The organism is Thioclava marina (assembly GCF_002020135.1).
GTDB classification, from domain to species: Bacteria; Pseudomonadota; Alphaproteobacteria; order Rhodobacterales; family Rhodobacteraceae; genus Thioclava; species Thioclava marina.
In genome coordinates, this window is sequence record NZ_MPZS01000001.1 from 624,155 (window position 1) to 650,265 (window position 26,111).

The 26,111-nt window shown below is 65.5% G+C and carries 27 protein-coding genes; 18 read left to right on the forward strand and 9 right to left on the reverse strand.

The window, feature by feature from the left end:
- Window positions 1-2: 2 nt before the first annotated feature.
- From trpD to lexA, 5 genes are all read left to right on the forward strand, one after another.
- A complete protein-coding gene (gene trpD / locus BMG00_RS02930; RefSeq protein WP_078529004.1) occupies window positions 3-1,025 on the forward strand; it encodes an anthranilate phosphoribosyltransferase in 1,023 nt (340 codons plus the stop codon).
- Complete coding sequence (gene trpC / locus BMG00_RS02935; RefSeq protein WP_078528494.1) at window positions 1,022-1,819, forward strand: indole-3-glycerol phosphate synthase TrpC; 798 nt, start codon at window positions 1,022-1,024, stop codon at window positions 1,817-1,819. Before trpD ends, trpC begins: the two co-directional genes overlap by 4 nt.
- Window positions 1,816-2,301: a cyclic pyranopterin monophosphate synthase MoaC gene (gene moaC / locus BMG00_RS02940; protein WP_078528498.1), complete on the forward strand. Its 486-nt coding sequence runs from the start codon at window positions 1,816-1,818 to the stop codon at window positions 2,299-2,301. The genes trpC and moaC overlap by 4 nt, the downstream gene beginning before the upstream one ends.
- 2 nt (window positions 2,302-2,303) lie before the next feature.
- On the forward strand, window positions 2,304-3,488 hold the full coding sequence (locus BMG00_RS02945) for a molybdopterin molybdotransferase MoeA (protein WP_078574234.1): 1,185 nt from the start codon (window positions 2,304-2,306) through the stop codon (window positions 3,486-3,488).
- An 89-nt stretch (window positions 3,489-3,577) separates the two neighbouring features.
- Window positions 3,578-4,291, forward strand: coding sequence for a transcriptional repressor LexA (lexA, locus tag BMG00_RS02950; RefSeq protein WP_078573338.1), 714 nt, complete (start codon window positions 3,578-3,580; stop codon window positions 4,289-4,291).
- 110 nt (window positions 4,292-4,401) lie between these two features.
- Here the strand turns inward: lexA and BMG00_RS02955 are convergent, their stop codons facing one another.
- Complete coding sequence (locus BMG00_RS02955) at window positions 4,402-6,516, reverse strand: ComEC/Rec2 family competence protein (RefSeq protein WP_078573339.1); 2,115 nt, start codon at window positions 6,514-6,516, stop codon at window positions 4,402-4,404.
- Window positions 6,517-6,628: 112 nt separating this feature from the next.
- Between BMG00_RS02955 and gltX the strand changes: the two genes are divergently transcribed.
- From gltX to BMG00_RS02990, 7 genes are all read left to right on the forward strand, one after another.
- A complete protein-coding gene (gene gltX, locus BMG00_RS02960) occupies window positions 6,629-8,023 on the forward strand; it encodes a glutamate--tRNA ligase (RefSeq protein WP_078528508.1) in 1,395 nt (464 codons plus the stop codon).
- A 79-nt stretch (window positions 8,024-8,102) separates the two neighbouring features.
- On the forward strand, window positions 8,103-9,398 hold the full coding sequence (gene gltA / locus BMG00_RS02965) for a citrate synthase (protein WP_078573340.1): 1,296 nt from the start codon (window positions 8,103-8,105) through the stop codon (window positions 9,396-9,398).
- Between the two features lie 136 nt (window positions 9,399-9,534).
- Entirely contained in the window at window positions 9,535-9,951 is a 417-nt protein-coding gene (locus BMG00_RS02970; protein WP_078528514.1) for a DUF1284 domain-containing protein, read from the forward strand.
- 86 nt (window positions 9,952-10,037) lie between these two features.
- Window positions 10,038-10,712: an SDR family NAD(P)-dependent oxidoreductase gene (locus tag BMG00_RS02975; protein ID WP_078529008.1), complete on the forward strand. Its 675-nt coding sequence runs from the start codon at window positions 10,038-10,040 to the stop codon at window positions 10,710-10,712.
- 126 nt (window positions 10,713-10,838) lie between these two features.
- A complete protein-coding gene (gene surE / locus BMG00_RS02980; RefSeq protein WP_078528517.1) occupies window positions 10,839-11,624 on the forward strand; it encodes a 5'/3'-nucleotidase SurE in 786 nt (261 codons plus the stop codon).
- A complete protein-coding gene (locus BMG00_RS02985; RefSeq protein ID WP_078528520.1) occupies window positions 11,621-12,280 on the forward strand; it encodes a protein-L-isoaspartate(D-aspartate) O-methyltransferase in 660 nt (219 codons plus the stop codon). The genes surE and BMG00_RS02985 overlap by 4 nt, the downstream gene beginning before the upstream one ends.
- 54 nt (window positions 12,281-12,334) lie before the next feature.
- Window positions 12,335-13,525 carry a LysM peptidoglycan-binding domain-containing protein gene (locus BMG00_RS02990; protein WP_078573341.1) on the forward strand — a complete coding sequence of 397 codons (1,191 nt, stop codon included), beginning with the start codon at window positions 12,335-12,337 and terminating at the stop codon, window positions 13,523-13,525.
- 49 nt (window positions 13,526-13,574) lie between these two features.
- On the opposite strand, the gene BMG00_RS02995 is transcribed toward BMG00_RS02990, so the two are convergent.
- Window positions 13,575-14,000, reverse strand: a complete 426-nt coding sequence (locus tag BMG00_RS02995) for an Lrp/AsnC family transcriptional regulator (protein ID WP_078528526.1) — start codon at window positions 13,998-14,000, stop codon at window positions 13,575-13,577.
- A 121-nt stretch (window positions 14,001-14,121) separates the two neighbouring features.
- Here BMG00_RS02995 and rocF point away from each other — a divergent pair, with 121 nt between their 5' ends.
- The 3 genes from rocF to BMG00_RS03010 all read left to right on the forward strand — a co-directional run bounded on the left by rocF (window position 14,122) and on the right by BMG00_RS03010 (window position 17,484).
- Window positions 14,122-15,048 carry an arginase gene (gene rocF, locus BMG00_RS03000; protein WP_078573342.1) on the forward strand — a complete coding sequence of 309 codons (927 nt, stop codon included), beginning with the start codon at window positions 14,122-14,124 and terminating at the stop codon, window positions 15,046-15,048.
- Window positions 15,048-16,103: an ornithine cyclodeaminase gene (locus tag BMG00_RS03005; protein ID WP_425443994.1), complete on the forward strand. Its 1,056-nt coding sequence runs from the start codon at window positions 15,048-15,050 to the stop codon at window positions 16,101-16,103. The genes rocF and BMG00_RS03005 overlap by 1 nt, the downstream gene beginning before the upstream one ends.
- A 70-nt stretch (window positions 16,104-16,173) precedes the next feature.
- Window positions 16,174-17,484, forward strand: coding sequence for an NAD(P)/FAD-dependent oxidoreductase (locus BMG00_RS03010; RefSeq protein ID WP_078573343.1), 1,311 nt, complete (start codon window positions 16,174-16,176; stop codon window positions 17,482-17,484).
- 25 nt (window positions 17,485-17,509) lie between these two features.
- On the opposite strand, the gene BMG00_RS03015 is transcribed toward BMG00_RS03010, so the two are convergent.
- From BMG00_RS03015 to BMG00_RS03030, 4 genes are all read right to left on the reverse strand, one after another.
- Entirely contained in the window at window positions 17,510-18,352 is an 843-nt protein-coding gene (locus BMG00_RS03015; protein ID WP_078573344.1) for an ATP-binding protein, read from the reverse strand.
- Window positions 18,349-19,218 (reverse strand): twin-arginine translocase subunit TatC, encoded by an 870-nt coding sequence (tatC, locus tag BMG00_RS03020; RefSeq protein ID WP_078528538.1) that lies wholly within the window; start codon window positions 19,216-19,218, stop codon window positions 18,349-18,351. Before tatC ends, BMG00_RS03015 begins: the two co-directional genes overlap by 4 nt.
- Complete coding sequence (tatB, locus tag BMG00_RS03025; protein WP_078573345.1) at window positions 19,215-19,751, reverse strand: Sec-independent protein translocase protein TatB; 537 nt, start codon at window positions 19,749-19,751, stop codon at window positions 19,215-19,217. Before tatB ends, tatC begins: the two co-directional genes overlap by 4 nt.
- A 70-nt stretch (window positions 19,752-19,821) precedes the next feature.
- Complete coding sequence (locus BMG00_RS03030) at window positions 19,822-20,043, reverse strand: twin-arginine translocase TatA/TatE family subunit (RefSeq protein WP_078528544.1); 222 nt, start codon at window positions 20,041-20,043, stop codon at window positions 19,822-19,824.
- 189 nt (window positions 20,044-20,232) lie between these two features.
- Between BMG00_RS03030 and BMG00_RS03035 the strand changes: the two genes are divergently transcribed.
- From BMG00_RS03035 to BMG00_RS03045, 3 genes are all read left to right on the forward strand, one after another.
- A complete protein-coding gene (locus tag BMG00_RS03035; protein WP_078573346.1) occupies window positions 20,233-20,631 on the forward strand; it encodes a helix-turn-helix transcriptional regulator in 399 nt (132 codons plus the stop codon).
- 38 nt (window positions 20,632-20,669) lie between these two features.
- Window positions 20,670-21,305 (forward strand): MarC family protein, encoded by a 636-nt coding sequence (locus BMG00_RS03040; RefSeq protein ID WP_078528550.1) that lies wholly within the window; start codon window positions 20,670-20,672, stop codon window positions 21,303-21,305.
- A 75-nt stretch (window positions 21,306-21,380) separates the two neighbouring features.
- A complete protein-coding gene (locus BMG00_RS03045) occupies window positions 21,381-21,974 on the forward strand; it encodes a retropepsin-like aspartic protease family protein (protein WP_078573347.1) in 594 nt (197 codons plus the stop codon).
- A 254-nt stretch (window positions 21,975-22,228) separates the two neighbouring features.
- Here the strand turns inward: BMG00_RS03045 and BMG00_RS03050 are convergent, their stop codons facing one another.
- The 3 genes from BMG00_RS03050 to soxC form a co-directional block, all read right to left on the reverse strand.
- A complete protein-coding gene (locus BMG00_RS03050) occupies window positions 22,229-23,467 on the reverse strand; it encodes a glycerate kinase type-2 family protein (RefSeq protein ID WP_078573348.1) in 1,239 nt (412 codons plus the stop codon).
- 193 nt (window positions 23,468-23,660) lie between these two features.
- Entirely contained in the window at window positions 23,661-24,782 is a 1,122-nt protein-coding gene (locus tag BMG00_RS03055) for a c-type cytochrome (RefSeq protein ID WP_078573349.1), read from the reverse strand.
- Complete coding sequence (gene soxC, locus BMG00_RS03060) at window positions 24,763-26,073, reverse strand: sulfite dehydrogenase (RefSeq protein WP_078528562.1); 1,311 nt, start codon at window positions 26,071-26,073, stop codon at window positions 24,763-24,765. Before soxC ends, BMG00_RS03055 begins: the two co-directional genes overlap by 20 nt.
- Window positions 26,074-26,111 lie beyond the last annotated feature (38 nt).

Genomic DNA, 26,111 nt, shown 5'->3' on the forward strand with positions numbered 1-26,111 from the left:
CCATGAGCGAAGCGATGAAGCCGCTGATCTTCGCGGCCTCCGAAGGCCCGCTGAGCCGCGCGCAGGCCGAGATGGCCTTTGAAATCCTGTTCAACGGCGAAGCCTCGCCCGCGCAGATCGGCGGTTTGCTGATGGCGCTGCGGGCACGCGGGGAATCCGTGTCGGAATATGCCGCCGCCGCCGCCGCGATGCGCGCCAAATGCGTGCCGGTCAAAGCGCCCGAGGGGGCGATCGACATCGTGGGCACGGGCGGCGACGGGATGCACACGCTCAACATCTCGACCGCGACGGCCTTCGTCGTGGCGGGCGCGGGCGTGCCGGTCGCGAAACACGGCAACCGCGCGGCCTCGTCGCGCTCGGGCACCGCGGATGTGCAATCGGAGCTTGGCATCGACGTGATGGCGGGTCCGGAGGCGACCGAGCGCGGTCTGGCCGAGGCGAATATCGGCTTCATGATGGCGCAGATTCACCACCCGGCGATGCGCCATGTCATGCCGGTGCGGCTGGAGCTGGGCTGCAAGACGATCTTCAACATCCTCGGGCCGCTCACCAACCCCGCGGGCGTCAAGCGCCAGCTGACCGGGGCGTTTGCGCCCGACCTGATCTTCCCGATGGCCGAGACGCTGCAGATGCTGGGCTCCGAGAAGGCGTGGCTCGTGCATGGCTCGGACGGGACCGACGAGATCACCATCTGCGGCACGACCGAGGTGGCGGCGCTGGAGAACGGCCGGATCGAGTCGCTGCAGATCCACCCAGAGGATGCGGGCCTGCCCGTGCATCCGTTCAAGGATCTGGTCGGCGGCACGCCGGCCGAGAACGCGGCCGCCCTGCGCGCGCTGATGGCGGGCGAGGCTTCGGCTTACCGCGATGCGGTGCTGCTGAATGCGGCGGCCGCGCTGGTGGTGGCCGACAAGGTCTCGGACTTGAAAGCCGGGGCCGAGATGGCCGCCGAAAGCATCGACAGCGGAAAGGCAAAAACCGCGCTGGAGACGCTCGCGAAGATCACCCAGGAGGTCGCCGGATGAGCACGATCCTCGACAAGATCAAGGCCTACAAGCTCGAAGAGATCAAAGCGGCCAAGGCCGCGCGCCCGCTTGCGGAGGTCGAGGCTGAGGCCAAGGCCCAGGCCCCCACGCGGGGGTTCGCCGATGCCCTTACCGCCAAGGCCGAAGCCGGTTACGGGCTGATCGCCGAGATCAAGAAAGCCTCGCCCTCGAAAGGGTTGATCCGCCCCGATTTCGATCCGCCCGCGCTGGCGAAAGCCTATGAGCAAGGTGGCGCGGCCTGCCTGTCGGTGCTGACCGACACGCCCTCGTTCCAGGGTGCGCCCGAGTTCCTGACAGCGGCGCGCGCGGCCTGCTCGCTGCCCGCTTTGCGCAAGGATTTCCTCTACGACACCTATCAAGTCGCGGAAGCCCGCGCCTGGGGCGCCGACTGCATCCTGATCATCATGGCCTCGGTCGAGGATGCTCTGGCCGCCGAGCTGGAAGACGCGGCGTTTGGCTGGGGCATGGATGTGCTGGTCGAGGTACATGACGCCGAGGAGACCGAGCGCGCACTCAAGCATCTCAAGTCGCCCCTCGTCGGCGTGAATAACCGCAATCTCAAGACCTTCGAGGTCACTCTTGATGTGACCCGCCAGCTTGCGCCGACGATCCTCGCCGAAGGCCGCGACCTCGTTTGCGAAAGCGGCATCTTCACGCAAGAGGACATGGCCGCGATGGCCGAGGTCGGCGCGCGCCGCTTCCTGATCGGCGAGAGCCTGATGCGGCAGGATGACGTCGCGGGCGCCACCGCAAAGCTGCTGGAGGTCGCATGAGCCTGTCACATTTCGATGATGCGGGTCAGGCCCATATGGTCGATGTCTCCGACAAGGAGGTGACCGACCGCATTGCCGTGGCCGAAGGGCGCGTGGTGATGAAGCCCGAGACGCTGGCCTATGTGCTGCAGGGCACCGCGAAGAAGGGCGACGTGCTGGGCATCGCGCGGATCGCGGGGATAATGGCGGCGAAGAAGACCGCCGATCTGATCCCGCTGTGTCACCCGTTGCCCATCACCAAGGTCACGCTCGATCTGGAGCCCGACGAGAGCCTGCCGGGCGTGAATATCCGCGCGACGGTGAAGACCTCGGGCCAGACGGGCGTCGAGATGGAGGCGCTGACCGCCGTATCGGCAGCGGCGCTGACGGTCTATGACATGCTCAAAGCGGTCGAGAAATCCATGCAGATCGAGGGCATCCGCGTCGTGCTGAAAGACGGCGGCAAGTCCGGGAGATATGAGGCCGAAGGGAGCGCGTCATGAGCTTGCTACCCGTCGAAGAGGCGCTGGAGAAGGTTCTGGCACTGGTCGAACCGCTCGGTACCGAGGTTGTGCCGCTGCGCGCAGCCGTCGGCCGGGTCATGGCCGAGCCCACAACGGCGCGGCTGACCCAGCCCCCGTTCTCGGCCTCGGCGATGGATGGCTACTGGATCGACGTGGCCGATCACCTGCCCGGCGCGGTGCTCAGGGTCGAGGGCGAGGCCGCGGCCGGTCGCGCCTATGCGGGTACGCCCACGCCCGGTCAAGCCGTGCGCATCTTCACCGGCGCACCTGTGCCCGGGCCGAGTGGCGTGGTGGTCTTGCAGGAAAACGTCACCCGCGAGGGCGACATGATTACCCTGCCGCAACAGCTTGAAACCCATGACAATATCCGTCCCCAAGGTCAGGATTTCGCGCAAGGCGAGAGCTTTTGCCCCGAGCGCCCGCTGACGGCGCGCGATCTGGGGCTGCTGGCGGCGATGAATGTCTCGGAAGTCACCGTACGCCGCCGTCCCGTCGTGGCGATCATCGCGACGGGCGACGAACTGGTCATGCCGGGTGAGGAACCGGGCCCGGACCAGATCATCTGCTCCAACAGCTTCATCATCGCGGCGTTGGCCGAGCGCATGGGCGCCGAGGCGCGGATGCTGCCGATCGCACGCGATGACCGTGACAGTCTGCGCACCGTGTTCGAACTGGCGAAAGGCGCGGATCTCGTGGTGACCTCGGGTGGCGCCTCGGTCGGCGCGCATGATTTGGTGGGAGAGGTCGCCGAAGAGCTGGGCCTCGAGCGCAGCTTCTGGAAGATCGCGATGCGCCCGGGCAAGCCGCTGATGGCGGGGCGCATGGGAGACGCGGCAATGCTTGGTCTTCCTGGGAACCCCGTCTCGGCCACGGTCTGCGCCGAACTGTTCCTGCGCCCGATGCTGCGCAAGCTTGCCGGCCTGCCACCCGAGAGCCGGGTGCAGAAAGCCGAACTGGCGACGGATAGCGGACCGACCGGCCCGCGCACGCATTACATGCGCGCCACGCTTGAGCCGGGTCACCCCCTGCCCCGCGTCACGCCCTTCGACAACCAGGACTCGGCGATGCTCAGCATCCTGTCGCAAGCCGATTGCCTGCTGATCCGCCCCTTGGGCGACGGACCCCGCAAAGCTGGGGACACCGTCGAAATTCTGCCGCTGGACTGAGCAAAGCACGCCGAGCGTTGACAGGCGCCGTGAACAAGGATAGAACAATCCTTGAACATAGGCCCTGATCCGGCAGCGGAGGACCGTGCATGCTGACACGCAAGCAATTGGAATTGCTCGAATTCATTCAGAAACGAATGATGAAGGACGGTGTTCCGCCTTCTTTTGACGAGATGAAAGACGCGCTGGATCTGCGCTCGAAATCGGGCATTCACCGGCTGATCACGGCACTGGAAGAGCGCGGCTTCATTCGTCGCCTCGCCCATCGCGCCCGCGCGATCGAAATCGTGAAGCTGCCCGAGGCCCTGGAAAAGAAGCTCGGCGCGCCTGTGGGCAGCGAAGGCGGCTTCGCGCCGCAGGTGATCAAGGGCGACAAGGTCGACCCGCCGCGCAATGCGATTCCGGTGGAAGCGGTCCACGCGATGGAACTGCCCGTGATGGGCCGGATCGCCGCCGGCGTCCCGATCGAGGCGATCTCTGAAGTGTCGCACCATGTCGCCGTTCCCGGCTCCATGCTGGGCGGACGCGGTGAGCATTATGCACTTGAAGTCAAGGGCGACTCGATGATCGAGGCGGGGATCAACGATGGCGATATCGTGGTGATCCGCGAGCAAGGGTCGGCGGAAAACGGCGATATTGTCGTGGCGCTGGTCGAAGGGCATGAGGCGACGCTGAAGCGGTTCTATCGCCGCAACGGGATGATCGCGCTGGAGGCGGCAAACCCGGCTTACGAGACACGGCTCTTGCGCGACGATCAGGTTCGGGTCCAGGGACGCCTCGTGGGGCTGATCCGCAGCTATTGAGGGCTCGACCCGTCAAGATGAGGGCGTCCTGCGGGGCGCCCTTTTCTGTTGCCGGGGGCCGCGAAGGCGGTGTGCCTTCCTCCGGCGGGAATATTTTTCCAAGTCGAAATTCAGGGGGCCGTCCAGAGGCGGCGGCCCTTGGTCTGGGCGGTGGTGGTGATCCGGCCCAGACTGTCGATCGCGACGGCGCCGGTCTCACGCAGGCGGTTGATGTCCCACAGCTCGCAGCCCTTTGGGGGCTCGGGCAGACGCGCGGCGATCACCGCGAGGGCGCCTGGCGTGCAAAGGTCGGCCAGACGTGCGGGCGCGGATTTTCCGGTGAGGAGGATCAGCGGCGCGGCGCGGAACTGTGTGAGCCGCGCGGCATCGGGGCCCGTGAAGGCGGGGCGCGCGGCGGCCTCTTCGAGGGAAGTGGCGTCCCCGTCTGCTTCGAGCCAGCGACCGGAAATGAACCCCGCCCCGGGCTTGGCGAGCACGCGGCCTTGAGCCGTCATCAACCCGATTTGCTGTGCCTCAGGCGCGATCAGGAGCGCAGGACGGTCCGCGGGGGCACGGCTCCAGAGCAGGGTCGCTGCAAGGATCGCAAGCCCACTGAGGCTGCGCCCCGCGCCGCGGGTCAGGATCATGCCGATCACGCCGAGGGCGAGGAGCGGGACCACCGCAGGACCGGGTTGCACGATGGAGAGCACCGAGCCCTCGAACCCACTGACCCAAGTGGCCACGCGCAGGATCCAGCCCGTACCGAGCCCCATAGCCCAGAGCGCAGGCCCCGCAAGCCCAAGCGGCGCGAGGATCGCGGCGAGCACCCCCATCGGCATCACCAGAAGTCCCATCGCGGGCACGGCGAGCAGATTGGCAAGCACGCCATATTCCGAGAGCCGGTGGAACTGCGCCGCGACGATCGGAGCGGTCGCGGCACCGGCGATCAGGGAGGTCGCGACCAGCATCAGGACGGGGCGCAGTGGTCGCGGCAGGCGGCGCGCCGCGCGGGTCCAGGGGCCAAGCGCCACGATCAGCGCGGTCGTCGCGGCGAAGGACATCTGGAAGCCGGGCTCGGTAAGGCTTTCGGGTTTCCAGATCAGCAGAAGGCTTGCGGCGAGCGCGACGGTACGCAGGCTCAGCGCGCGGCGATCGACCAACACCGCGCCGAGCATCACGCTCACCATGATCCAGGCGCGCTGGGTCGACACGGCGGGACCGGCAAGCCAGAGATAGGCGCTCGCAGCAATCAGGGCCGCGAGCGCCGCGAGTTTCTTCGTGGGCCAGATCAGCGCGGGGCGGCCGACCAGCGCGAGCCCGTAACGGACCAGAGCGAAGACGAACCCGCTCAGCATTCCCATATGCAGCCCCGAAATCGCGATCAGGTGGGCGAGGTTCGAGCGGCGCATCGCCTCGCGCGTGGCTTCGCTCAGCCCAGAGCGATCTCCCGTCATCAGCGCCGCGGCGATCGCGCCGGGCTGACCTGAAATGCGCTCCTGGATCGCTTGTGAGAGACCCATTCTGGTCCGATGGGCGGCAAGCGCCCAGTCGCCCGGATCGGGAGGGGCTGCGCGCAAGAGGGGGCTGCGCGTGTAGCCCACCGCGCCCAGTTGGTCGAACCAGGCGGAGCGGCGGAAATCATAGGCATCGGGCGCGGCAGGCGGCGGCGGCGGGGAGAGATGCGCACTCATCATCACCTGTGCGCCGGGCTCGAGCGTCGCAGGCACAGCGCCGTGGAGTGTCACACGGACCCTTGCCAGCGTGCGCGAAGGGCTGACGCGGTCGAGGCGCACGGTATCGAGGGTCACGCGGATCCGGTCGGAGGCCGCGCGATCGATCATAACGACCCGGCCCGTCACCGGCCCGTAATAGCGAAACGAAAGCACCGGCGCCGCGACGCTCTGGGCGCGCAGCCCGGCCAGTAGAAAACCGAGGGCTGCAAGCATCACCAGCGCCGCCGGGAAGCGCATCGGCACCGGCGCGCGCAGGGCGAGTGCCGCGGATAGGAGCCCGAACAAGACGGCAAGAGAATAGTCCGCGAAACCCGGCTCTGTCAGGCGGGAGAAATAGAGGCCGACACCCGCACTCAATGCCACCGGCATCCAGAGGAACAGCTGCAGCCGCGCTCGCGACAGCGCGCCGAGCGGATCCTCGATCCCGCCGAGGCACGCACGCAGCCAAGCTGGCCGACGCGGGGCTGTCGGCGGCTGTTCCGCCCAATCAGGCGCCTGCGCATCCCACGCCATGCTTGTCCTCGGGCCCGTCCCTGCTTATGCATCCACGCGAGACAGCCTATGCGCGTCATGGTTTCCGAAAGGTTAATGCAGGCCCCGAGCGCCCTGCGAAGAAAGGCCCCCGATGTCCGATCAGATCGTCACCCGTTTCGCCCCCTCGCCCACTGGCTACCTGCATATCGGCGGCGCGCGCACGGCGCTGTTCAACTGGCTTTACGCGCGCGGGCGCGGGGGCAAGTTCCTGCTGCGCATCGAGGATACCGACCGCGAGCGCTCGACCCCGGAGGCCACGGCGGCGATCTTGCAGGGGCTCGACTGGCTCGGGCTCGATTTCGACGGCGACGTCGTGAGCCAGTTCGAAGGGGCCGCACGCCATGCCGAGGTGGCCCATCAGATGCTTGAGACGGGTCGCGCCTATAAGTGTTTCTCCACCCAGGAGGAGATCGCGGCCTTCCGCGAGCAGCCCGAGAACAAGGGCAAGATGTTTCCCTCGCCCTGGCGCGATGCCGACCCGTCGAGCTATCCCGACGCTCCTTATGTGATCCGCCTCAAGGCCCCGCGCGAGGGCGAGACGGTGATCGCGGATGCCGTTCAGGGGGATGTGACGATCCGCAACGATCAGCTCGATGACATGATCTGTTTACGTTCGGATGGCACACCCACCTATATGCTGGCCGTTGTCGTCGATGACCATGATATGGGCGTGACCCATGTGATCCGGGGAGATGACCACCTGGTCAATGCCGCCCGTCAGATCCAGGTCTATGATGCGATGGGCTGGGACGTTCCCACGTTTGCGCATATTCCGCTGATCCACGGCCCCGATGGCAAGAAACTGTCGAAGCGCCATGGCGCGGTCGGTCTTGAGCAGTATCAGGCGATGGGCTATCCGGCGAGCGGCATGCGCAACTACCTCGCACGGCTCGGCTGGAGCCACGGGGATGATGAATTCTTCACCGACGAGCAGGCCAAGGAATGGTTCGATCTCTCGGGGATCGGCAAATCGCCCGCACGGCTCGACTTCAAGAAACTCGAAAACATCTGCGGCCAGCATATCGCGATCACCGAAGATGCCCAATTACTGAGCGAAATCGAGGGTTATCTCGCAGCCGCAGAAAAGCCCGCACTCGATGCCGCACAGAAAGATGCGCTTCTGCGCACCCTTCCATTCATCAAGGGATCGGTAAAAATTTTGCCGCAACTCCTTGAAAAATCGCACTTCTCCCTGACCCATCGCCCTATCGAGGTCGAGGAGAAGGCGGCCAAGGCGCTGGATGATGTATCCCGTGGTATACTGAGTGAATTGACCTTTGCGCTGCAACGCGCTAATTGGTCGCGGGAAGAACTGGAGGCTGCCGTCGGGCAGGTCGCGGAAGCGCATGGATTGGGGCTTGGAAAGGTCGCGGGTCCGATGCGAGCGGCTCTGGCCGGGCGTGCTGCCACTCCCAGCGTATTCGATATGATGCTCGTTCTGGGCCGGGAGGAGACTCTGGCTCGACTCGACGATCAGGCGGCCTGAGGCCTGGCCGCCCTCTCCGGGCCTGACCCGGACGCGACATCCCGGCGCGGCCCAGCCGGACGATTGAAAGGGATTTTACATGGCAGAAAACCAGAAGACCGCCACGCTTTCGCTTGACGGCACGACCTATGAGCTTCCCGTGCTCTCGCCCAGCGCCGGTCCTGACGTGATCGACATCCGCAAGCTCTATGGTCAGGCCGATGTCTTCACCTATGACCCGGGCTTCACCTCGACCGCGTCGTGCGAATCGAAGATCACCTATATCGACGGCGACAAGGGCGAGCTTCTCTATCGCGGCTATCCGATCGACCAGCTGGCCGAGAAGTCGCACTATCTCGAAGTCTGCTACCTGCTGCTCTACGGGGAACTGCCGACCCGCGCGCAGATGGAAGATTTCGAATACCGGATCACCCGCCACACGATGATCCACGAGCAGATCCACAACTTCTTCCGCGGTTTCCGTCGTGACAGCCACCCGATGGCGACGATGGTGGGTGTCGTGGGCGCGATGTCGGCTTTCTATCACGACAGCCTCGACATCAACGATCCCTGGCAGCGCGAAGTCGCCTCGATGCGCCTCATCGCGAAACTGCCGACGATCGCCGCGATGGCCTACAAGTATTCGATCGGTCAGCCCTTCGTTTATCCGCGCAACGATCTGAGCTACGCCGAGAACTTCCTGAACATGTGCTTCTCGGTACCGGCGGAACCCTACAAGGTCGAGCCCGCGCTCGCGAAGGCGATGGACCGTATCTTCACGCTTCACGCCGATCACGAACAGAACGCCTCGACCTCGACCGTGCGTCTGGCAGGCTCCTCGGGGGCGAACCCGTTCGCCTGTATCGCAGCCGGCATCGCCTGCCTCTGGGGTCCGGCCCATGGCGGCGCCAACCAGGCCTGCCTCGAGATGCTTCGCGAGATCGGCACCGTCGACAAGATCCCGGAATACATCAAGCGCGCCAAGGACAAGGACGATCCCTTCCGCCTGATGGGCTTCGGTCACCGCGTCTACAAGAACTTCGATCCGCGCGCGAAGGTGATGAAGGAATCGGCCGACGAGGTGCTCGACCTGCTCGGCATCCATGACAACCCGACGCTTCAGGTCGCCAAGGAACTCGAGAAGATCGCTCTGGAGGACGAGTATTTCGTCTCGAAGAAGCTCTATCCGAACGTGGACTTCTACTCGGGCATCATCCTCGAGGCGATGGGTTTCCCGACCTCGATGTTCACCCCGATCTTCGCGCTCTCGCGCACCGTGGGCTGGATCTCGCAGTGGAAAGAGATGATCGAAGACCCGACCAACAAGATCGGTCGCCCGCGTCAGCTCTATACCGGCGCGACCTTCCGCGACTACGTGGGCGTGGACGCGCGCTGATCTGCGCTGACCGACTTGCGCGGGCCGGAGGTAAACCTCCGGCCCGTTCGCTTATGAAGAGGTCGCGGAAAGGGGCGCTGCCCCTCGCGCGCCGGGGCGCGCTCTCCCCGAGATATTTGGATCAAGAAGAAGAACCATGCGCGAGCGCCTGAAATACCGCCCCCATCATTTTCTCTGCTCGCTGGGTTTCGAGGGAAAAGGGTATTCCGAAGACTTCACCGCGAATATGAGCGCGATCGTGGAGGGGACACTGCGGCGCGCGGACGGGGTGGAGGTCGAGATCGAAGTGGTCGGGGCCGCCGATGACATCTGCGCGCCCTGCCCTTCACGGCGCGGCGCGCTGTGTGTGGCCCAGGACAGGATCGCACAGCTTGACGCTGCGCATGGGCACGCGCTCGGGATCGCGCCGGGGGATGTGTTGCGCTGGGGCGAGGCGCTGGAGCGGATCGCCGCCCTGCCCGAAGGGGCGCTGGAGGAAATTTGCGCCGGTTGCCAGTGGCTTGCCGGAGGCATGTGCGCAAAGGCCCTGGCGCGGCTCAAGGCGGAACGCTAGCGCGTAGCGGCGAATCCTGCGGGCTGGTGTCGCAGCGTGCAACGGAGCGCTTGCGCGGGACCACGGGCGGTGGCAAAACCCGCGCCATGAGCACCGATCAGATCCAAGACCCTTCTCAGGGCAAGAAACTCGCCCTTGTCACCGGCGCCTCGCGGGGCCTCGGTGCGGCGATCGCCGAGGCACTGGCCGCCGATGGCTGGCATATCATGGCCGTCGCCAAGACTTCGGGCGCGCTCGAAGAACTCGACGACCGGATCCAGTCGGCGGGCGGCAGCGCCTCGCTGGGCCCGCTCGATGTAGCCGAGCCCGAGCAGATGGCGCATCTGGCGCAATCCGTGGGCGCGCGTTGGGGCGGCGTCGATCTCTGGGTGCATACCGCAATCCATGCTGCGCCCTTGTGCCCGGCGGGCCATATCGACGCCAAGGAGCTTGCGAAATCGACCGCGGTGAACATGACCGCCACGGCGCAGCTGATCGGGCTGATCGAGCCGCTGCTGATCGCACGAAAGGGCACTGCGCTCTTTTTCGACGATAACCGCGCGGGGCAGAAATTCTTCAGCGTCTACGGCGCAACGAAAGCCGCGCAAATGGCGATGGTGCGCAGCTGGCAGGCGGAGACCGCCAAGGTCGGGCCACGCGTCGTCATCGCCGAGCCCAAACCGATGGCGACCGCACTGCGCGGGCGGTTCTTCCCGGGCGAGGATCGCTCGGTGCTGGCCGATCGTCACGACGAGGCGCGCCGCATCCTCGCGGCACTCTGATCCGTCCCTCCTGATCCCGCCCCTGCGGCGCTTTGGCGACACTCGCGCGCGGCGGCGCGGGTCCGCTTTACCCTTGCGCGCCCTCGCGTTAAGCATCGGGTAGAACGGCAGGACAGCGGGGGCGGAATGCGTATTCTCATCACCAATGACGACGGGATCGACGCGCCGGGCCTTTCGGTTCTGAGCGAGATCGCGGAAGAGATCGCGGGACCCGATGGCGAGGTCTGGACCGTGGCGCCCGCCTTCGAGCAATCGGGCGTCGGTCATTGCATCTCCTATACCCACCCGATGATGATCTCGAAGCTCTCCGAGCGGCGTTTCGCGGCCGAGGGCAGCCCCGCTGACTGCGTGATGGCGGGGCTTTACGACGTGCTCGAGGGCCAGCGCCCCGATCTGGTGCTCTCGGGGGTCAACCGGGGCAACAACTCGGCCGATAATGCGCTCTATTCCGGCACGTTGGGTGGCGCGATGGAGGCCGCGCTGCAAGGGGTTCCAGCCATCGCGATGTCGCAATTCCTCGGGCCGGAAGTGTTCAACGCCCCCGACATGTTCGAGGCTGCGCGCGTGCATGGCGCCGCTCTGGTGCGACGTCTTCTGGAAAACGGGATCTGGGACGACGGCGATTACCGCGTCTTCTACAATGTGAATTTCCCGCCCGTCCTCGCGGCGGATGTGAAGGGGCACAAGGTGGCAGCCCAGGGCTTCCGCAAGGATTGCTATTTCTCGACCGAGGCGCATCACGCGCCTTCGGGGCGGCGGTTCCTGTGGATCAAGGGCGGCCCGCAGCATACCCCCACCCAGCCGGGAACCGATGCGGCGGTGAACCTCGATGGCTACATCTCGGTCACGCCGATGCGTGCGGATCTGACCGCCCATGACGTTCTGGCCGATCTGGAGGCCCGTCTGGGATGAGCGAGGAGCCGTCGCAGGAGGATCAGGCCGAGCGCAAGATGCGTTTCCTCTTTGCGCTGCGCTCGAAGGGGGTCACCGATGCGCGCACCCTCTCGGCAATGGAACAGATCGATCGCGGGCGCTTCGTGCGCGGGCTCTTTGCCGATCGCGCCTATGAGGACATGCCGCTTCCCATCGCCTGTGGCCAGACGATCAGCCAGCCCTCTGTGGTGGGGCTGATGACCCAGGCCTTGCAGGCGGGACCGCGCGACACCGTGCTCGAGATCGGCACCGGCTCGGGCTATCAGGCGGCGATCCTGAGCCTGCTTGCCCGCCGGATCTACACGGTCGACCGCCACCGCCGACTGGTGCGCGAGGCCGAGGCGGTGTTCTCGGCCCTCGGTCTGCCCAATATCGTGGCGGTTGCGGGCGACGGATCGCGTGGGATGCCCGACCAGGCGCCTTTCGATAGAATCATCGTGACCGCGGCGGCCGAAGACCCGCCGGGGCCGCTCTTGGCCCAGCTCAAGATCGGGGGTATCATGATTTTGCCCGTGGGCCAGTCGGACACGGTGCAGAGCCTGATCCGGGTGCGCCGGCTCGAGACAGGTTTCGATTACGAAGAGTTGCGCCCGGTGCGGTTCGTCCCTCTCGTCGAGGGTATGGCGAGCGATTGAGCGGCAGGTAGCGAAGGGTCCTCCAGAGGCCCGAAGACAGTGAGGACTGAGCGGATGGCATCGAATTTTTCCCGGATGCGGCTGATCGTGGCCGGAGGCGTTGCGCTGACGGCGTTGGCCGCGTGTAACCCCAACGGGTTCGACATGGATCTGCGCGGCTATGGCAATAACGGCGGGCTCGACACGTCCGCCGCCGCCCAGCAGGCCGTGCAGGATCGCCCGCGCCCCGATGCGCGGGGCATCATCACCTATCCCAATTACCAGGTCGTCGTGGCCCGGCGCGGCGACACAGTGACAAGCATCGCGCAACGCATCGGTGCCGATCCGGCATCGCTCGCGCGCTACAACGCCATAGCGCCCAACGCGACGCTCGGCGCGGGCGAGGTTCTGGCATTGCCGAACAAGGTCACGAGTGGCGCCACTGCGGGCAATCCCGGTGCGCTCACCTCCGAGACCATCGACATCACCTCGCTCGCCTCGAATGCGATCGACAAGGCGCAGGCCAACCAGCCCGCGACGGCCGCCGCGCCGAAGGCGGCCGCCCCGGTCACCGCGCCCGAGCCGACCCGCCACAAGGTCGCGCGTGGCGAGACCGCCTATTCGATCGCGCGCTATTACAGCGTGCCTGTCAAGGCGTTGGCGGAATGGAACGGTCTGCCCAATGATCTGAGCGTGCGCGAAGGTCAGGTGCTGATGATCCCGGTCGCGGCGAACCGCCAGCCCGCGCGGATCGAGACCGCGACCTCGACCACCGCGCCGGGGACTGGCTCGCCCACGCCGGTTCCGCCCTCGGCGACCGAACCGCTGCCCAGCCAGTCCCCGCCCAAGGCCTCCGAGCCGGTGAAGACGACCGCCGCCCCCGATCTGGGCGCCGAACGCACAAAGGCCTCGGACAACGCACAGCTGATGATGCCGGTCTCGGGCTCGATCATCCGCCCCTACAAGAAGGGCAAGAACGACGGGATCGACATCTCCGCCGCGCCCGGTACCGGGGTCAAGGCGGCCGAAGGTGGCTCGGTCCTGCTGATCAGCCAGGACACCGACGATGTCTCCTTCCTCGCGATCAAACATGCTGACGGGCTGGTGACGGTCTATTACAACGTGACCGGCATCACCGTGTCGAAAGGCGCCAGCGTGAAGCGCGGGCAGACCATCGCGAAGATCGCTCCCGGCGATCCGGGCTATCTGCATTTCGAAGTGCGCAAGGGGATCGATTCGGTCGACCCGATGCCCTACCTGAACTGATACGGTGCGCGGGCTGGCCCAATCGTCAGCCCGCGCATCGCTCTGCCGCCTACTCCGCGACCGGTGCGAGAAGCAGGCAGCTTTCACTGTTGAGAACGCCCGGAATTTCCCGGATATCCCGCAACGCCCGGTCGAACTCTCCCAGCGTTTCGGCGCGGATCTCGGCCACCAGATCCCAGTTTCCGTTCGTCGCATAAACCGTCGCCACCTCGGGGATGCGGTGCAGCGCCCGGATCACCGCGCGCGACATCTTGCCCTGCAACTCGACCATCGTGATTGCGCGCACCTGCCCCTCGACATCCGTCTCGGTCTCGATGGTGAAGCGGCGGATCTGGCCAGAGGCGACCAGCGCCTCCAAGCGCGTGCGCGCTGTGGTGCGAGACACCCCCACCCTCAGCGCCAGATCGGTCACAGAGAGCCGCGCATCCGAGCGCAGCGCGGCGATGATCGCCCGGTCCGTGTCGTCGAGCTGCATGAAACCTCCGATTTGCGCAATCACTTTATCAATTTGATCAAAATTAGTTCCGATTTGCGCAAATTGACAAGAGAAACCCGCGCGCCATTTCGACATCTTAAGACCAACAAGGGAGATCACGATGAACCGCACCTGTTCGATTCTAGGCGCGCCCGTCCAGACCGGCGCGTCGCAGCCCGGCTGCATCATGGGACCGGCGAGCCTGCGCACGGCAGGCCTCGGCACGATCCTGACCGAGCTGGGTTGGGAAGTGAACGACCTCGGCGATCTCGCGATCGGCCCGCAGGAACCGATGGCGCATGAAAACCCCGCGATCCACGATCTGGCCGAGACCCGCGCCTGGATCGAGGTGCTTTCGCAAGCCGCCTTCGATGCCGCGCAGTCTCACGACCGCCCGATCTTCATCGGCGGCGATCACGCGCTGGCGGCGGGCACGCTGAGCGGGCTCGCGCAGCACGCAAAGGCGCTGGAGCGTCCGCTGTTCGTGCTCTGGCTCGATGCGCACCCCGACCTGCACACGCTCGCCACCACGACCAGCGGCAACCTTCACGGTACGCCCGTCGCCTATGTCACCGGCCAGCCCGATTTCGAGGCTTTCCCGCCGCTTCAGGCCACCGTGGACCCCAAGAATTTCTGCATGATGGGCATCCGCTCGGTCGATCCGGCCGAACGCGACCGGATCAAGCAGATCGGCATGGAGGTTCATGACATGCGTTCGATCGACGAGACCGGCGTGCTGGCCCCGCTGCGCGCTTTCCTCGACCGGGTGCGCGCCGCCAATGGGCTTTTACATCTCAGCTTCGATGTGGATTTCCTCGACCCCGAGATCGCGCCCGCCGTGGGCACCACCGTTCCGGGCGGCGCCACCTTCCGCGAGGCGCATCTGATCATGGAGGAGCTGGGCGACAGCGACCTCGTGACCTCGCTCGACATTGTCGAGCTCAACCCTTTCCTCGATGAACGCGGCCGCACGGCGAAATTGCTGTGCGACCTTGCCGCCAGCCTCTTCGGTCGGCGCGTTCTCGACCGCATGACACGGAGCTACTGATGGATATGACCCCGCTCGCCCCCTCGAAACTGGCGCTCGTGCCCTTCGTTTCGGTTGCCAACATGATGCGGCTGGTCAACGCGATCGGCGCCGAGCAGGTGATGCGCGACCTTGCCGCCTATATCGAGGAGGATTTTCGTCGCTGGCCCGATTTCGACAAGACCCCGCGCGTGGCGAGCCATTCGGCCGAGGGTGTGATCGAGCTGATGCCGACGGCGGATGCCGAGAATTACGGATTCAAATATGTCAACGGCCACCCCAGGAACGGCCGTACCGGGCACCAGACCGTGACGGCCTTCGGCGTACTCTCGTCGGTCGCGACGGGCTATCCGCTCTTGATGACCGAGATGACGCTGTTGACCGCACTGCGCACCGCCGCCACCTCGGCGCTGGTCGGAAAATACCTCGCCCCGAAAGGCGCGCGCGTCATGGGGATGATCGGAAATGGTGCGCAATGCGAGTTCCAGGCGCTGGCCTTCCGCGCGATCTGCGGGATCGACACGCTGCGGCTTTATGATATCGACCCGGCGGCGACCGAGAAGGCGGCAAAGAACCTGACCGCCGAAGGGTTCAGCGTCACCAAATGCCGCTCGGCAGAAGAGGCCGTCGAGGGCGCGCAGGTCATCACCACCTGCACCGCCGACAAGCAATATGCGACGATCCTGACCGATAACATGGTGGGCTCGGGCGTGCATATCAACGCGATCGGTGGCGACTGCCCCGGCAAGACCGAGCTGCATCGCGACATCCTCACCCGCTCGGAAATCTTCGTCGAATACCCGCCGCAGACCCGCATCGAGGGCGAGATCCAGGCGCTCGACGAGGATCATCCGGTGACCGAACTATGGAAGGTCATGCGTGGCGAGGCCGAGGGCCGTCGCGACACCAAACAGATCACGCTGTTCGATAGCGTGGGCTTCGCGATCGAGGATTTCAGCGCGCTGCGCTACATCCATGACCGCGTGCAGGGCAGCGAATATGCGCAGATGCTCGATCTTCTGGCAGACCCCGACGATCCGCGCGATTTGTTCGGGATGCTGACGCGGGCAGGCTGAGCCCCGCTTGCGCTCGGGCGCGGCGCATGGCACCGAAGGCGAAACGGCCCATCCCAGACGAGAGCGTGACATGACCTATCAGACCCACCCCTATGCGGGCGACGGCAGCCATACCGGCAGCTATTACGCGGCATCGGCCAACCCGGCCCCGCTGCGTCCGGAAATCGTGGGGGAGGTCGAGGCCGACATCTGCGTCGTGGGCGCCGGGTTCTCAGGCCTGTCGACCGCGCTGCATCTGGCGGAAAAGGGCTACAAGGTCACTGTGGTCGAAGGCGCACGCATCGGCTGGGGCGCCTCGGGGCGCAATGGCGGGCAGATCGTCAACGGCCTGAACGCCAGCCTCGACACGATCGAGCGCCGCTATGGCAAGGACACCGCCCGGTTCGTCGCCGGTCTGGTGATGGAAGGCGGCGACATCATCCGCGAGCGCATCGCCACATACGGCATCCAGTGCGACCTGAAACACGGCAATGTCTTCGCGGGCCTGACCGGCAAGCACATGCAAGAGCTTGAAGCACGCTGGAAACTCTGGCGCAGCTACGGCATCGAAAGCCAGGAGATGCTGAGCCGCGATGAGATGCGCGAACACGCCGCCTCGGACCTCTATTCCGGGGGCATGATCGACCATAAGGGCGGCCACCTGCACCCGCTGAACCTCGCGCTTGGCGAGGCGGCGGCACTAGAAAGCCTCGGCGGCACGATCTACGAGATGTCGCCCGTCACTTCTGTCGATACGGACGCCGCTCGGCCCGTCATCAAGACCGCGAAGGGCCAGATCACCGCGAAGACGCTGGTGCTCTGTGGCAATGCCTATCTCGGCCATGTGGTGCCCACGCTGGAGCGCCGCGTGATGCCGGTCTCGACGCAGGTGATGGCGACCGAACCGCTGGGCGAAGATCGCGCCCGCGCGCTGATGCCGTCCGACGTCTGCATCGAGGACGTGCGCTATATCCTCGACTATTACCGCATGTCGGCCGACAACCACCTGCTGTTTGGCGGCGGCACCGTCTATGGCGGGGCCGACCCGAAGGACATCAAGGCGAAGCTCTGGAAGAACCTCGAAAAGGTCTTCCCGCAACTGAAGGGCGTGAAAATCGACTATGCCTGGTCGGGCAATTTCGCGCTCTCGTTCAGCCGGGTGCCGCAGATGGGGCGGATCGGGCAGAACACCTATTTCGCGCATGGCTATTCGGGGCATGGCGTGACCGGCTCGCATACCTTCGGGCGGATCCTGTCCGAGGCGATCAACGGCGATCTGACCCGCTTCGACACTTTCGCGAAACTGCCCTGGATTCCCTTCCCCGGCGGGCGCACCTTCCGGGTGCCCTATTCGGTCGCAGGGTCGTGGTGGTATGCGCTGCGCGACAAGCTGGGGGTGTAAGCCCCCTGCTGCGCGCAGGCCCGGCTTACAGCGATATCCCGCGACGCCCGGCCAGATCGGTGAAATACTGCCATGCGACGCGGCCCGAACGCGCCCCGCGCGTGGCTTGCCATTCGATGGCCTCGGCGCGCAGCTCCTCGTCGGAAATAGCCACGTCATAGCTGTCGCAATAGCCCCGGATCATCGCGAGATATTCGTCCTGCGAACAGGGGTGGAAGCCCAGCCACAGCCCGAAACGATCCGACAGCGAGACTTTCTCTTCCACCGCCTCGGAGGGGTTGATCGCGGTCGAACGTTCGTTCTCGATCATGTCGCGCGGCATCAGGTGGCGCCGGTTCGACGTGGCATAGAGGATCACGTTCGCGGGTCGTCCCTCGATCCCGCCATCCAGCACCGCCTTGAGTGATTTGTAATGCTGGTCGTCATGGCTGAAAGAGAGGTCATCGCAGAACAGGATGAAGCGCATCTCGGGGGCCGCGCGCAGATGCGCGAGCAAACGCCCGACCGAGGGCAGATCCTCGCGCGACAGCTCCACCAGTTTCAGCGGCAGACCCTCCGCCACTGCGGCCGCATGGGCGGCCTTCACGAGCGAGGATTTCCCCATCCCGCGTGCACCCCACAGGAGCGCATTGTTCGCCGCCGCGCCGCGCGCGAATTGCAGCGTGTTGGCCAGCAGCGTGTCGCGCGAACGGTCGATGCCGTGCAGCAGGTTCAGATCGACCCGGGCGACCTGCGCGACCGGCTCCAGCCGATCCGGCAAGGTGTGCCAGATGAAGGCGTCGGCCGTGGCGAAATCGGGCGCGGGCTGCGGCGCGGGCGAGAGACGCTCGAGCGCATGGGCGATGCGGATCAGCGCCTCGTCAGTCATGCCTTGTCGCCCTTCTCGTCTTCGTCCTCGTCATCATCCCACTCATCGGGGTCGATCCAGGTGCCCTCGGCGCGCATCCGCGCTTCGCGAGCCTTTTCGATCCGTTTCACAAGCTGGATCGAAACCTCGTAGAGGCCATAGACAACTGTGAACAAGATCACCTGAGAGATCACGTCCGGGGGCGTGGCGATCGCTGCCACGATCAGGATCGCGACGACGGCATATTTGCGCATGCTCGAAAGCCCTGCGGAGGACACGAGCCCCGCCTTGCCCATCAGCGACAGAAGCACGGGCAGCTGGAAGCAGATCCCGAAGGCCATGACGAACTTGATCGTCAGGTTCAGGTATTCCTGCACCGAGCCCTGAAAACCGATCGCGGCCATCTCGTTCGCGCCGGTGGTCGCCCCGATCTCGCCCTGCTGGAAGCCAAGGAAGAAATTGAAGGCGAGCGGCAGGATCACGTAATAGGCGAAGGCCGCGCCAAGGAAGAACATGATCGGCGAGGCGATCAGGAAGGGCAGGAACGCGTTCTTCTCGTTGCGATAAAGCCCCGGCGCCACGAAACGCCACATCTGATAGGCGATGACCGGGAAGGCGAGCGCGAAGCCACCCAAGAAAGAGATGTTGATCGCGACGAAGAAGCCTTCCTGCAATTTGATCAGGTAGAGGCCACACTGCTCGCCGCGCGTAGCAAGCGCATGGCAGACGGGCCGGGTCAGGAAGTTGAAGATCGGGTTCCAGACCGTGTAGCAGACCACCATCGCCGCGACGAAAGCGCCGAGCGAATAGAGGATGCGGGTGCGCAGTTCCGCCAGATGCTCGATCAGCGGGGCGGCACTGTCGTCGATCTCGTCATGATCGCTCATGCGTCATCCTTCTTGGCGGCGGGTTTCTTCGCCGCCACCTTCTTCGCGGCCGGTTTCGTCGCCGCTTTCGTGGCGGGCTTCGCGGCTGGTTTGCTGCTCGATTTCGTTGCCGGTTTGGTCGCTTTGGGCGCGGCCTTCTTGGCAGCCGGTTTCTTCGCTGTGGTCTTGGCCTGGCTGGCCTCGGGCTTGGGCGGCGCAGCCTCCGGATCAGGCTTGAGCGCTGTAGTCTTCGAACTGTCGGAGAGCTTGGGCTCCCATTTCTCGAAACTGTCAGCCGCCTTTTCCAGCGCATCGAGGCCAAGCGATTTCTTTGACGCCAGCGATTTCAGATCGCGCACGGATCCAGCGGCCTCGTCGAGCCCGGTATCCTTCGCCGCATCCTCCATCGCCCGCGAGAACTCGCGCGCCATCGACTTTGCCTTCGCGGTAAAGCGGCCAAGCTGATGGAACATCTTGGGCAGGTCCTTCGGACCCACCACGATCAGCGCCACGACGCCAATCACCAGAAGTTCGCTCCAACCGATGTCAAACATGGGTGCTCAGGCCTCCGGCCAGATCTCTGGCGCGCCCGGGGCGTGTCCGCCCGCCTGCGCGCGCTCCGGCTCAGGCCTTGTCTTTTTCTTTCTCGGTCTCGGGGGTCACGTCGCGCGCGTCCTCGGCGGTCGCGTCCTCGATTTCCTTGGTGCCGTCGTTCACGCCCTTCTTGAAGGCGGTGATCCCCTTGCCGACTTCGCCCATCAGCGACGAAATCTTGCCGCGGCCGAACAGCACGAGCACCACGACGGCGATCAGAAGAAGGCCGGGAAGGCCGATATTGTTGAGCATTGTCTTTTCCCCTCTGGGCACGGGCCCGCCGCCCGCGTCTTTGTCAGCGTCATGTTTTAGGTCCATGCGCGGGCCAATCCTAGACCGATTCCGCCGCTCTGCGGCGCTCGGGCGCAGATTACTGACAGTTCATTGTCAGTTGCCCCCGGCGGCGCTATGCTCGTCTCCACCCCAGCGAGAGGCGCTCCGATGACCCGCGACGAGCGGTTGCAACAGATCATCGCCATCCTGCGCGACGGCAAGATGCACCGCGCGCGCGACCTCGCCGCGCGTCTCGGCGTGTCCGAGCGAACGATCTGGCGCGACATGGCCGAAATCTCGGCTTACGGCGTGCCGGTCGAGGGTGAACGCGGGGTCGGCTATATCCTGCGCCGGGCGATGGGCCTGCCGCCGCTGGTGCTCACCAAGGAAGAGCTCGCGGCGCTCGAACACCTGCTGACACTGGCCGAAGCGGTCGAGGAGCCGCGCCTTTCCGCAGGTGCCGCGAGCCTCGCCGCGAAGATCCGCGCCGCCCTGCCCTCGCCCCCCGCAGAGGATACCGCCGAGGACGCCGGGGAAGGTCTGGCGGGCGCGAGGGCTTCCAGCTAGGGTTGCAAAACCGCCCTGCCTAACGCCACGGAGACCCGATGAACGGCGCCGAATACATCACCGCCTTCGTGACGCTGTTCGTCATCATCGACCCGATCGGGCTTGCGCCGGTCTTCATCGCGCTGACCTTGGGTGAAAGCCCGCGCGCACGACTGCGCATTGCCTTGCGTTCGCTCGTGATTGCGGCTGTCCTGCTGACGCTGTTTGGCATCTTCGGCGACAAGATCCTTGCCGGAATCGGCATTTCCATGCCCGCCTTCCGCATCGCGGGCGGCGTGCTTTTGTTCCTGACCGCGCTCGACATGCTGTTCGAGCGTCGTACCAAGCGGCGACAGCAACAGGGCGAGGAACACGAGGTCGAGCCCGAACACGACCCGTCCGTCTTCCCGCTGGCCACCCCCCTTCTGGCGGGCCCAGGCGCGATGGCGACGATGATCCTGCTTGCTGGCAAGGCGGAGGCCGACTGGCTGCATGTGACGATCATCATCGGCGTGATGCTGGTCGTTCTGGCCTGCGTCTTCGTGATGTTCCTGCTCGCCACCCCGATCGAGCGCGCGCTGGGGCGCACCGGAACGATGGTTGTGACGCGCCTTCTGGGGATGCTGCTGGCGGCACTCGCGATCCAGTTCATCCTCGACGGGCTGCGTGGCGCGGGGCTGATGGGGCTGGCCTGAGGCAAACCGTCCCCTGTGAAAGCGCCTCTGCGCGCCCTACATCTTCGACAAAGAGACCCTGCGTAACGAGAGCGAATGGTGGAACAGGTCATCAGCGAGAATTGGGGGCGGCTGGTCTATCTCGGCCTGCTGCTGGTCGCGGTGGGCGGCTATTTCATGCTCGAGATCCGGCACCGGCCCGGGCGCACCCTGCAACAGGCGGCGATCTGGGGACTGATCTTTCTCGGCACGCTCGCGGCGGTGGGGCTCTGGTCCGACATCCAGAAACAGGTGACGGTCCCGGAGCAGGCGGTGATGAGCGATGGCCGGATCGAGGTGCCCCAGGCCCAGGACGGGCATTACTACCTGACCGCCGAGGTGAATGGCAAACCCGTGCGTTTCGTCGTCGACACAGGCGCAAGCCAGATCGTGCTGACCCAGCGCGATGCAGAGCGTGCCGGGATCGACACCGGGCAGCTCGCCTATGTCGGACAGGCACGCACCGCGAACGGGCTGGTCGCCACCGCCCCGGTGCGCCTGCAGAGCTTCGATCTCGGTCCGATCCACGATTCCAATCTGCGCGCGGTCGTCAATCGCGGCTCGATGGACACCTCGCTTCTGGGCATGACCTATCTCACTCGGTTCGCCAAGGTCGAGTTCGCCCGCGGCACGCTGATCCTCGAGCGCTGATCGCAAGCTCTGGCGCGACGCGCGACCCGCAATCGCCGTGAACCTGCCTTTTTTGTGCCGCATTGTGTTAGCAATTTGTTGGCGTGCGGGGGGATACCTTCGCGAAACAGCCTCGACAGGCTTCGTCACAAGGATGGCAAGATGGTTTCCTTCGACACGCTCGCCCTCGCCATCATCGCGATTGCCCTGCTCCGCGAAGCCTATCTGCGCCTGCGTCCCGCCTCGAACCCGCCGGTCGCCAAGCGCAGCTGAACTCAGTTTCTCACCAACACCGCGAGGTCGGCGACATTGGTCCCGGTCGCCCCGGTGACAAGCAAAGCCCCCGCCGCCTTCAAGGCGTGATAGCTGTCATTGCGCGCAAGAGCGGCCTGCGGATCACAGCCCTCATCCCGCGCGGTGGCACAGCTTTCGGGCCCCACAAGACCGCCCGCGGCATCCGTTGGTCCGTCACGCCCGTCGGTACCGCCGGACAGGAACCGCCAGTCCCCCGTGACGCCTGCGGCCTCGGCCGCGCACGCCACGCGCAGGGCGAGTTCCTGATTGCGACCGCCCAGCCCATCCCCGCGCAGCGTGACCGTGGTTTCGCCACCGAATACGAGTGTCTGGCCGGGCGCCATCTCGCTGATCAGGGCCACGATCCGCGGCGCAAGGGCCGCGACATCGCCTTCCAGCGCGAATGGTCCTTCCTGCGCACCTTGCGCCACCATCGCCGCGACCGAGATCCCGTTCGCGCCGATCAGGCGGTTGCGTCCCTGCGGCACCGAGGAGGCCTCTGCCCCCTGCCCCAGATGCGCCCGCACCGCCTCGGGCAACGCGTCCCAGATCCCCAGCTCACGGCACAGCTCCGCCGCCCGCGAGCGGGTGCCGATCGGTGCGACGGTCGGCCCCGATGCGATCACCCGCAGATCGTCGCCCGGAACATCCGACAGGATCAAGCCAGTCACCGGCGCTTTCGAGGCGAGGAGCCAGCCGCCCCCCTTGAGTTCGGAGAGCTGCTGACGGATCAGGTTCATCTGGGTGATATCGGCGCCACATCCCAGCAAGAGCCGGCTGACCTCTGCCTTGTCGGCCAAGGTCAGCCCGGGCGCCGGAGCCACCGCCAGCGCCGAGCCACCGCCCGAAATCAAGGCCAGCACCCGGTCCTGCGGCGAGAGCGCCCGCAGGCACTCGAGGATAGCGCGCCCTGCCGCCGCGCTGCCCGCCCCCGGCACCGGGTGATCGCCCGCGATCAGTGTCATCCCGTCGCGCGGCACCGCCGTCTCGGCATTCTCGGGATTGGTCACCACCAGCGCCTGCGTGTCCTCGGGCAAAGCCTTCAGTGCCGCCGCACTCATCGCAAGCGCCGCCTTGCCGAGCGCGACGACCTGCCATCGCCCTCCCGGTTCCGGCCCCTCTGCCGCAGCCCAGCCCATCGCGCCGACAACACCCGCCGCCGGATCGGCGGCTGCAACCCCGGCTTCGAAAAGCTTTCGCGCGCGCGTGTCGATATCCATCACCCCTCCCCTTCCAATTGCCTTAAGTATCCTCGGGGGAGGCGAGCCGCAAGCCCGGCGGGGGCAGACAGCCCCGCTAAGTGGTCACCAAAAAGAGAGACGCCCGCGGGGAGCGCGGGCGTCAAAACTGGCAAGCGGAAGGCCCTTGCCGGTCTGTCGTGGCGGGGACCCGAAAGCCCCCGCCGGGGAGGTATCAGCCACCCTGGCTTTCGATATAGGCCAGAACCGCTTTCACATCTTCGGACTTCTTGAGACCCGCGAAGGACATCTTGTTCTTCGGGATGTAGCCCTTCGGATCGGCGAGATAGGCTTCGACGGTTTCCTCGTTCCAGACGAGCCCGTTTTCGCCGTGCTCCTTCATGGATTTCGAGTATTTGAACCCGTCCACGGTACCCGCGGTGCGGCCGATCAGGCCGTTGAGCACCGGGCCGACCTTGTTCGAAGCGCCTTCGCCGACCTGGTGGCAGGCTTTGCACTTCTTGAAGACCTTCTCACCAGCCGCAACCAGTTCCGGATCGGCGGAGAGCGTCTCCTCGGTGGCCGCCGGAGCTGCCGCCGCCGGGGCTTCCGCCGCGGCAGGCGCGTCTTGAGCCGCAGCTTCGGCTGCCGGGGTCTCGGTCTCGGCAGAGGCGACGACGGTATCCGCAGGCGCATCAGCCGCTGCGGTGTCTTCGCCACCCGCGTCGGGCGTCACGTCGAGGACGGTTGCCTTGCGCGTGATTTTCACGTCGGTCTTGCAGTCCGACATGCAGGCAGCCTTGGTGAATTCCGGCAGCTCGACCTCGTCGCGGTCATCCACGATGAAGCCATCGGCGTTCGGCATTTCCACGTCGAGGAAGTTCTCTTTGGTCAGAACGAAATCGCTGTCGACGAGGTCGTTCGAGTAGAGAATGTAGGCCACGATCGCATAGGTCTCGTCGACGGTGAGCGTCTGCGCATTGCCGAACGGCATCGAGCGGTGCGCGTAGTCCCACACGGTCGAGAGATACGGCCAATAGGAGCCCACGGTCTTCAGCGGGTCCTTGTCGGCCAGCGTGCCTTCGCCGCCTGCGAGTTTCGGCCAGTTGTCCACGCCTTCGGCGAAGTCACCGTGGCAGACCGCGCAGTTGTCGGCGAAGATGCCTTCGCCGTCCTCGACGGAGCCCGAGCCTTCGGGCAGGTTCTTGCCGTCCGGGAACACCTCGAGGGTCCAGGCCTTGATTTCTTCGGGCAGAGCCTCGCGGCCCAGACCGAATTTCTCGGCCAGAGCGGGCGTCGCCACGAGCGGAGCGGCCAGAAGCGTGGCCAGCAGCAGATTACGACGACACTTCGACATTCTCGGACTCCCCGTTTTCCTTGACCCACCAGGTCTGGATACCGTTGTTGTGATAGACCGAATTCTCGCCACGGATCGCACGCAGCGCATCCTTGGTCGGCTGGACATAGCCGGTCGAGTCGGTCGCGCGGGATTGCAGGAGCATCTCCTTACCATCCCACTCGATTTCGAGGTAGAAGCGCGACAGCGCCTTGTCGACGCCCGGCTCTGCCAGACGCGCCTCTTGCCAGTTCGCGCCACCGTCGATCGACACGTCGACCTTGGTGATGTGACCACGGCCCGACCAGGCGATCCCGGTGATGACCAGCGGGCCGGGGCCGTGCTTGATCGGCATTTGCGGGCTGGGCGAGGTGACGACCGATTTGGCGTCCATGACCCAGGTCCACTTGCGCGAGGTGCCGTTGGCGAGCGTGTCGGTGTATTTCGAGGTTTCTTCGCGCGACTGGACGGCCTCGTCGGTGACTTCGATGCGGCGCAGCCACTTCACCCACATGTTGCCTTCCCAGCCCGGAACCACGAGGCGCACCGGGTAGCCATGCTCCTTGCGCAGGGCTTCGCCGTTTGCCTTGATCGCCACGAGGCAGTCGTCGAGCGCTTTTTCCAGCGGGATCGAGCGGCCGTTCGAGGACGCGTCGGCGCCTTCGACATAGACCCACTTGTCCTTGAGGTTGTCGCCCAGATTGGTGATCCCGGCCTCTTCGAGCAGCACGCGCAGCGGAATGCCCGAATACTGCATGTTGTGGATCATGCCTTGGGTGAACTGAGCGCCGTTGAGCTGCGCACCGGCCCATTCCATGCCCGAGTTCGCCGCGCATTCCAGGAAATAGGTCGCGTTCACACGCGGGAAGCGCTCGAGATCCTCGTAGGTGAAGACCAGCGGCTTGTCGACAAGACCGTTGATCATCAGGCGGTAGTCTTCCTTCTTGAGCTCGATCGCGCCCGAGTGGTGACGCTCGAAGGCGCAACCGGTCGGGGTGATCGTGCCGTCGAGGGCGTGGATCGGCGTGAAGTTGATCGAAGAGATCACATCGGCAGTGAGCCAGCCCACATTGCGACGGATCACGTCGTCTTCGAATTGAATCGGCAGACCGTAGGGGGTCGCATCGACCCCGTCACCCCAGCCCGAAGCCCAAGGCTGAACCTCGGTGATCAGGGGATCGGGTTGCTGTTCTGCGCGCGCTGCACCGGCACCCGCGGCCATCGCACCGACCGCAGCCCCGGCGCGCAGAAAACCGCGGCGGCTGAGGGCGGCACTGGCGGCCGGGTTACCCTGGCGTTCCTTGTCGTCCATATCTACTCCTCCAGTCTCAAACCCCGGAAAAGGGGCAA

What these genes read in the sequence shown, in the direction of transcription:
- BMG00_RS02985 (WP_078528520.1), top strand. Translation starts at nt 11,621, where the DNA reads ATGAGCGAGGAGCCGTCGCAGGAGGATCAGGCCGAGCGCAAGATGCGT.
- BMG00_RS02970 (WP_078528514.1), top strand. Translation starts at nt 9,535, where the DNA reads ATGCGCGAGCGCCTGAAATACCGCCCCCATCATTTTCTCTGCTCGCTG.
- BMG00_RS03040 (WP_078528550.1), top strand. Translation starts at nt 20,670, where the DNA reads ATGAACGGCGCCGAATACATCACCGCCTTCGTGACGCTGTTCGTCATC.
- BMG00_RS02975 (WP_078529008.1), top strand. Translation starts at nt 10,038, where the DNA reads ATGAGCACCGATCAGATCCAAGACCCTTCTCAGGGCAAGAAACTCGCC.
- BMG00_RS02995 (WP_078528526.1), bottom strand. Translation starts at nt 14,000, where the DNA reads ATGCAGCTCGACGACACGGACCGGGCGATCATCGCCGCGCTGCGCTCG.
- BMG00_RS03005 (WP_425443994.1), top strand. Translation starts at nt 15,048, where the DNA reads ATGGATATGACCCCGCTCGCCCCCTCGAAACTGGCGCTCGTGCCCTTC.
- gltX (WP_078528508.1), top strand. Translation starts at nt 6,629, where the DNA reads ATGTCCGATCAGATCGTCACCCGTTTCGCCCCCTCGCCCACTGGCTAC.
- soxC (WP_078528562.1), bottom strand. Translation starts at nt 26,073, where the DNA reads ATGGACGACAAGGAACGCCAGGGTAACCCGGCCGCCAGTGCCGCCCTC.
- BMG00_RS03010 (WP_078573343.1), top strand. Translation starts at nt 16,174, where the DNA reads ATGACCTATCAGACCCACCCCTATGCGGGCGACGGCAGCCATACCGGC.
- BMG00_RS03030 (WP_078528544.1), bottom strand. Translation starts at nt 20,043, where the DNA reads ATGCTCAACAATATCGGCCTTCCCGGCCTTCTTCTGATCGCCGTCGTG.
- rocF (WP_078573342.1), top strand. Translation starts at nt 14,122, where the DNA reads ATGAACCGCACCTGTTCGATTCTAGGCGCGCCCGTCCAGACCGGCGCG.
- BMG00_RS03050 (WP_078573348.1), bottom strand. Translation starts at nt 23,467, where the DNA reads ATGGATATCGACACGCGCGCGCGAAAGCTTTTCGAAGCCGGGGTTGCA.
- gltA (WP_078573340.1), top strand. Translation starts at nt 8,103, where the DNA reads ATGGCAGAAAACCAGAAGACCGCCACGCTTTCGCTTGACGGCACGACC.
- BMG00_RS03015 (WP_078573344.1), bottom strand. Translation starts at nt 18,352, where the DNA reads ATGACTGACGAGGCGCTGATCCGCATCGCCCATGCGCTCGAGCGTCTC.
- BMG00_RS03035 (WP_078573346.1), top strand. Translation starts at nt 20,233, where the DNA reads ATGACCCGCGACGAGCGGTTGCAACAGATCATCGCCATCCTGCGCGAC.
- lexA (WP_078573338.1), top strand. Translation starts at nt 3,578, where the DNA reads ATGCTGACACGCAAGCAATTGGAATTGCTCGAATTCATTCAGAAACGA.
- BMG00_RS03045 (WP_078573347.1), top strand. Translation starts at nt 21,381, where the DNA reads ATGGTGGAACAGGTCATCAGCGAGAATTGGGGGCGGCTGGTCTATCTC.
- trpD (WP_078529004.1), top strand. Translation starts at nt 3, where the DNA reads ATGAGCGAAGCGATGAAGCCGCTGATCTTCGCGGCCTCCGAAGGCCCG.
- surE (WP_078528517.1), top strand. Translation starts at nt 10,839, where the DNA reads ATGCGTATTCTCATCACCAATGACGACGGGATCGACGCGCCGGGCCTT.
- BMG00_RS02955 (WP_078573339.1), bottom strand. Translation starts at nt 6,516, where the DNA reads ATGGCGTGGGATGCGCAGGCGCCTGATTGGGCGGAACAGCCGCCGACA.
- BMG00_RS03055 (WP_078573349.1), bottom strand. Translation starts at nt 24,782, where the DNA reads ATGTCGAAGTGTCGTCGTAATCTGCTGCTGGCCACGCTTCTGGCCGCT.
- BMG00_RS02990 (WP_078573341.1), top strand. Translation starts at nt 12,335, where the DNA reads ATGGCATCGAATTTTTCCCGGATGCGGCTGATCGTGGCCGGAGGCGTT.
- tatC (WP_078528538.1), bottom strand. Translation starts at nt 19,218, where the DNA reads ATGAGCGATCATGACGAGATCGACGACAGTGCCGCCCCGCTGATCGAG.
- tatB (WP_078573345.1), bottom strand. Translation starts at nt 19,751, where the DNA reads ATGTTTGACATCGGTTGGAGCGAACTTCTGGTGATTGGCGTCGTGGCG.
- moaC (WP_078528498.1), top strand. Translation starts at nt 1,816, where the DNA reads ATGAGCCTGTCACATTTCGATGATGCGGGTCAGGCCCATATGGTCGAT.
- trpC (WP_078528494.1), top strand. Translation starts at nt 1,022, where the DNA reads ATGAGCACGATCCTCGACAAGATCAAGGCCTACAAGCTCGAAGAGATC.